Genomic DNA, 5,711 nt, shown 5'->3' on the forward strand with positions numbered 1-5,711 from the left:
ACGTCGAAGGGGTGGAGCCGCCGATGCGGCCCCACCTCTTCGACATCCGGATACGCGTGCGGTGACGCGTTGCGGTTACGCGTGCGGTCACACGTCCGGCTACGCGCCCTTGAACTCCTGACGCTGGCGGCCGAGACCCTCGATCTCCACCTCCACGACATCGCCGGCCCGCAGGTAGGGCTTCGGCTCCGGCTGGCCCATGGCCACGCCGGCCGGCGTACCGGTGACGATGACGTCGCCCGGGTACAGCGTCATGAAGTGGCTCAGGTACCGGACGACCTCGCCGACCGGGAAGATCTGGTCCGAAGTGTTGCCGTCCTGCCTGAGCTCACCGTTGACCCACAGTTTCACGTCCAGGGCCTGCGGGTCCGGGACCTCGTCGGCGGTGAGCAGCCAGGGGCCGAGCGGGGTGAAGGTCTCGCAGTTCTTGCCCTTGTCCCACGTGCCGCCGCGCTCGATCTGGAACTCGCGCTCCGATACGTCGTTGACCAGCACGTACCCGCCGACGTGCCCGAGGCCCTGCTCGGCGGAGTCAAGGTAGCGGGCGGTGCTGCCGATGACGACGCCGAGCTCGGCCTCCCAGTCGGTCTTCACGCTGCCGCGCGGGATGAGCACGGTGTCGTCGGGGCCGACCACGGTGTCCGGGGCCTTCAGGAACAGGATCGGCTCGGCCGGCGGCTCCGCGCCGATCTCGGCCGCGTGGCCGAAGTAGTTCAGGCCGATGCCCACGACCTTGCCGATGCGGCCGACCGGGGCCCCGATGCGCAGGCCTTCGGCGTGCAGGACCGGAAGCTCACCGGACTCGGCCGCGTCCCGTACCCGGGTCAGCACGGAGTCGTCGGCCAGCAGGCCGCCGTCCACATCCGTGATCAGGCCGGACAGGTCACGCAGGGTCCCGTCCCGGTCGAGCAGCGCGGGGCGCTCCGACCCTACGGGTCCGACACGCAGCAGCTTCATGGGCATTCTCCCGTGGTCGTGGGTGGTCGGCCCGGGGGCGTGCCCAGGGCCGGCCGATGGGTTGCGGCCATCGGAGGATTGGTTGATCCTCCAAGATGCCCACCCAATCCGCAAGACCCTGTTCACAGACTGGAACGCCTGCCTCCATCCGCCGACAGCTCCGCCGACTGCTCTGCCGACTGTTCCGCCCGCTCCTTGCGGTACTGGAGCCAGGCGCGCTCCGCCACCGACCACGCGGTGGTGGTCAGCAGGTAGAGCCCCGCGGCCAGCGGCACCACGGCGGCCGTGATCAGCGTCCCGAACGAGAGCAGGGGCAGTACGCCGCCCAGCTTGCGCATGACCTCCTGCTGCTCGGCGCTCACCTCGGCCATGACCCCGCCCCCGACCCCGACCCCGGCCTTGGCCCCCGCCTTGGCCCCCGCCTTGGCCCCCGCCTTGGCCCCCGCCTTGGCCCCCGCATTCGCCCTGGGGGCGGGGGCGACCCGGCCGGCCGGCTTCCTCGGCGCAGCGGCCGTGGCAGCGGCCGCCGCCACCGAGGCGGCCGTCCGGCGCCCCCGCACCGCGCTCCACGCCGCCACCACCGCGATCGCCCCGAACAGCCCGAGGAACACCAGCCCCTGCGCCCCGAACGGGCCGCCCTCGCCCAGCGCCTCCGTCCACCGGGCACCCAGCGGCGCGGCGAAGAGCCGGTGCCCGAGCAGCTCGTTCACCCTCCCGCCCACCTCGGCGGAGGAGAACGCCTGGTACATCACGAAGAACACCGGCAGCTGCAGCAGCACCGGCAGACACCCCGCCGCCGGAGTCGCCCCGCGGAAGGCCGCCCGGCTCAGCGGGTGCAGCGCGAGCCGTACGAGCACGGTGAACAGCACGATCGCGGCAGCGGTCGCGGACTGCGCCAGTACCGGCTCCAGTAGCCGGCCCAGCTCGGCAACAAGGTGGGTGAAAACGGACACGCGGGCCCTCCGAAGGGTCTCGTCGAACGTCGAAAGAGATGCATTTCGGCGTGACGACCCGCGAGGGGCGACAACAGTGATCAGTCAGCAGAAGGCGAGAAGTACTGCGCGCCCCTACGCGGCCGTCGGAACGAGACGGCCGGGCGCCCTGGGCCGCGACCGGCCCGAGGCATCGGGATCACGCTGCGGCAGGAAAGCCGTGCGCTGCTCGCGATCACGGATCGCGGTGCGTATTCGGTGCGGCGGCACGGGCCGCACGAGCCGCGCGGCGGCGGCGAGGGCCGCGGTCCCCACGGCGACGGTGGCCGCGAGGGCGACCACCACGGCGCCCAGCCCGCCCTCCCCGGCGAACAGCCCGAGGAATCCCCCGAGCAGCACGAGCGGGAGCAGCACGGCAAGGGCGCGCGAGGTCCGCGCGAACACGGTGAAGGACAGCAGGCGGCCGTCGCGTCGCTGCCGAGCCATACGGACCTCCCCCTCTCCACTCCCGCGCACGAACCCTCGTACGAAATCGATGGTAACCGGGCCCCCCGACATATCCATCGGCCGGAAGTATCGAGGTCAGGAAGACTTGAGTAGGGTCCCCCAGACCACCAGCCGGTACTTCGAGCTGTACTCGGGCGTGCAGGTGGTGAGCGTGATGTACGCCCCGGGCTCGCTGTACCCCTGGCCCGGTTTCACCACGCTGCGCGGTACGGACGCGATCACCCCGGTGTCCCGCTCGGTGGTCTCGCTCAGCATCTTCCCGACCACGTACGTGTACCGGCGCCCGCGCAGGTCGACGATCAGCTCGTCGCCCGCCCGCAGCCGGTCGATGTACCGGAACGGCTCCCCGTGCGTGTTCCGGTGCCCGGCCAGTGCGAAGTTCCCCCGTTCCCCCGGCCCGGCGGTCCCCGGGTACTGCCCGGCGTAGCCCCTGTCCAGGACGGCCCGCTTGTCGACGCCCTGCGCGACGGGTACGACGAGCCCGAGGCGCGGGATGCGCAGCACGGCGTACGTCCGGTCCCTCTCGGGAGTCCCGGCGGCGGGCCGCGGGGCCCGGGTCGCCGCCGCCGCGCCGGCATCCGTCGGCCCGCTCGGCTCCGGCCCCGCAGCCGGACCGCCACCGGCCCCGGAATCGGCCCCGGCCCCGGAATCCGCCGCGGCCGCCCCCGCCCCGGAACCGGTGGCGGGACCCTCACCCCAGGCCCGCTCCAGGGCCCGGACCTGCTCCTGCGCGGCGGCCGCGGCCTGCAGATTGGTCCACCACACCTGATGCACCACCAGCAACAGGACCACCACCCCCACGGTGACGATCAGCTCGGCGCCCGCCCACAGCACCCCCGCGAGACCGGCCCGGCGCCCCCGCCGGCCGCTCCCCTGCACCACCACAGGTACGCGATCTCGCACGGCGGCACCCTAAGTCCTCCCCCGTCAACTGACCAGCGGCAGTACGGTGTGAACCATGCGCCCCGACACGCCTGCCGAGCACATCGCCGAAGCCGAGCGCCTCATCCGCACGGCGACCCGCTACCCCGAGGACCAGGAGCCCTTGCTCCTCCAGGCCGCGGCCCACCTCGAACTGGCCGACGCACGCGACCGGGCGAGTGCCCTGTACGACCAACTCCTCTCCTCCTCCCCGTCCGACCCCCACCTGATCAAGGCCCTCCAGGCGGCGAACCTCTGGGAGTACGGTCACGAGGCGGAGGCCCGCGCCCTCATCTCGGGCATCCGCGCCGCCTCGCCCAAGGAACCGGCACCGTGGGAGGTCATCGCGGAGGCCCTGGAGGCCCACGACGAGTTGGAGGCCTCGCACGACTGCTTCACCGAAGCGGCCACCCTCCTCATCGCGGACGACGACCCGCTGACCCCGGCCACCACCGCCCTGCTCACGGGCCGCCACCGCGTACGCCGCCTGCTCGGGCGCCCGCACGACGACTGGGACATGGTCGCGGACACCCGCCACATCGGCCCGATCCCCCTCGACGAGCTCCACGACCCGAAGCGCATCTGGGCCCTGGGCTCCGACGACCCGGCCGACCTGCGCGCCGAGATCGCCCGCCTGCGCGCCGAACTGGGCGACCGCCGCGCGGCCCTCTCCCGGCCGTTCCCGGTGGCGATCCTGCACTGGCCGCAGCGCGAACTGTCGGAGCTGCTGACCAGCTACCCGACCCTGGCCTCCGAGTACCCGTCGCACGAGGCCCACCTGAGGGAGATCGAAACCTCTCTCCGCGCCCTGGCCGCCTCGGGCACCACCAACCTGGGCATCGTCACGGCGAGCGTCCCCTCCTACGAGGCCTTCGCGGCTTCGGAGAAGACCTCCCCGGCCTCCCCGTCCCTCCTGGCCGAATACGCCACGACCCTGGCCGCCCGCGGCAAGGCCACCCCCTGGCCCCCGACCCCCACGTCCCCCTGCTGGTGCACCTCGGGCAAGCCGTACGCGGAGTGCCACAAGGGGTCCGGCACCATCGGCGGCAGATGAGCCGGGGCCGCCTCGTCCTCCAGGAGCCGGGGGATCTCTGCACGGGCACCAACACAGGTGAGCACATCCTGCAGGCGCCAGCTGAGGATTCCGAGCTGCAGGACGTCCTCAGCTGGCTGGCCACGCATGATGTCGCCGGGCTCTACACAGGAGCCATCGCAAACGCGATCGACTACGTGCTTGACGGTGCCAGGACAGGCCGCTACGACCTCCAGTCACATGAGGTGCACCCTGGAGAGAGGGCATCCGTGGGCGCGAAGCTGGAGTATGAGGTCCTGCGTTCCTTCAGCCTCCCGAAAGCTGCACCGCTCGACACCCTGATAGCTGGCGTCCCCGTTGACATCAAGGCGACCGTCGGGGGGAACTGGGCCATTCCATCGGAGGCGCACTGCCACCTCTGCATCTGCACCCAGATAAAGCTTGGCCGCAATCGTCATCGTTCCTGGCTGGTGCGTACACACAGGTCCTGGCTCTACCGGGGCAAAGGGAACAGAGATGGCAAACGGGGCCTGGCGGTGCAGGCCTGGGACAAATGGAGCGTTCCCCTCTACGACTGGACTCCTCTGCCCGTCAATCCTCTGACGCTGCTGACCCCGGAGCAGACCAGCCGCGTCCTGGCCGAGAAGCCGGGGCAGGAGGAGCGCCTCACGCTGATGTTCCAGTACCTCGCGGGTCACATCATTCCGCGCAGTGTGATCTCAACAGTGGGCGCCCGACGGCACGATCCGCTGCGAAGAGCCCGCGGCGTCAGAAACAGACTGGCCAAAAACGGTCTCACCCTTCTCTGCGGCAAGTTCCCCGAGCAGCGGGATACCGCTGCAGCCCACGCGATTACGCTGGGGCCAGAGGACTGGATTGCCCTGAAGACAGATGGAGAGCACAAGAGTGCAGGATGAAACGCCCTGGCAGCCTCCCGAGGGTTCCTGGGCTTCTACTGCCGCACGTCGGCGAAACATGCAGGCCATCCGAAGCCGCGACACCAAACCGGAAAAGGCCATCCGGCGCCTCGTGCACGCGACGGGGCTGCGGTACCGGATCGCCGCTCGGCCTCTTCCTGATCTTCGCAGGACAGCCGACATGATCTTCCGGCCAGCGCGGGTAGCGGTCTTCATCGACGGCTGCTACTGGCACGGCTGTCCGGAGCACTATGTGTCTCCGAAGACGAACCCGGGCTACTGGTCAGGAAAGGTCGCGGGGAACATAGCCCGCGACCGCGACACGGACCGCAGACTCGAAGAGGCCGGCTGGCTCGTGCTCCGTTTCTGGGAACACGAGGAGCCCGCCGTGTGCGCTGAGGGGATCGCTTCCGCCGTCCGGGAGCGGCGTGGCCGCTCCCGGAC

At 71.0% G+C, this 5,711-nt stretch carries 7 protein-coding genes; 3 read left to right on the forward strand and 4 right to left on the reverse strand.

Annotation, left to right across the window (positions count from 1 at the left end):
• Nucleotides 1-99: 99 nt before the first annotated feature.
• From ACWGIU_RS27415 to ACWGIU_RS27430, 4 genes are all read right to left on the reverse strand, one after another.
• A complete protein-coding gene (locus tag ACWGIU_RS27415) occupies nt 100-957 on the reverse strand; it encodes a fumarylacetoacetate hydrolase family protein (RefSeq protein WP_453710119.1) in 858 nt (285 codons plus the stop codon).
• Nucleotides 958-1,079: 122 nt separating this feature from the next.
• Complete coding sequence (locus ACWGIU_RS27420; protein ID WP_453710120.1) at nt 1,080-1,910, reverse strand: hypothetical protein; 831 nt, start codon at nt 1,908-1,910, stop codon at nt 1,080-1,082.
• A gap of 114 nt (nt 1,911-2,024) precedes the next feature.
• Nucleotides 2,025-2,375: a DUF6412 domain-containing protein gene (locus ACWGIU_RS27425; RefSeq protein ID WP_453710122.1), complete on the reverse strand. Its 351-nt coding sequence runs from the start codon at nt 2,373-2,375 to the stop codon at nt 2,025-2,027.
• 96 nt (nt 2,376-2,471) lie between these two features.
• Nucleotides 2,472-3,299: a class E sortase gene (locus ACWGIU_RS27430; RefSeq protein WP_453710124.1), complete on the reverse strand. Its 828-nt coding sequence runs from the start codon at nt 3,297-3,299 to the stop codon at nt 2,472-2,474.
• A 55-nt stretch (nt 3,300-3,354) separates the two neighbouring features.
• Here ACWGIU_RS27430 and ACWGIU_RS27435 point away from each other — a divergent pair, with 55 nt between their 5' ends.
• From ACWGIU_RS27435 to ACWGIU_RS27445, 3 genes are all read left to right on the forward strand, one after another.
• The gene (locus tag ACWGIU_RS27435; RefSeq protein WP_453710126.1) at nt 3,355-4,371 is read left to right on the forward strand and encodes a tetratricopeptide repeat protein; all 1,017 of its coding nucleotides are present in this window, start codon (nt 3,355-3,357) and stop codon (nt 4,369-4,371) included.
• Complete coding sequence (locus ACWGIU_RS27440) at nt 4,368-5,267, forward strand: NaeI family type II restriction endonuclease (RefSeq protein WP_453710128.1); 900 nt, start codon at nt 4,368-4,370, stop codon at nt 5,265-5,267. Before ACWGIU_RS27435 ends, ACWGIU_RS27440 begins: the two co-directional genes overlap by 4 nt.
• 58 nt (nt 5,268-5,325) lie before the next feature.
• Nucleotides 5,326-5,711, forward strand: a 386-nt coding sequence (locus tag ACWGIU_RS27445) for a very short patch repair endonuclease (protein WP_453710130.1), incomplete at its 3' end; no start/stop codon positions are given.

Source organism: Streptomyces sp. NPDC054840, from assembly GCF_053611065.1.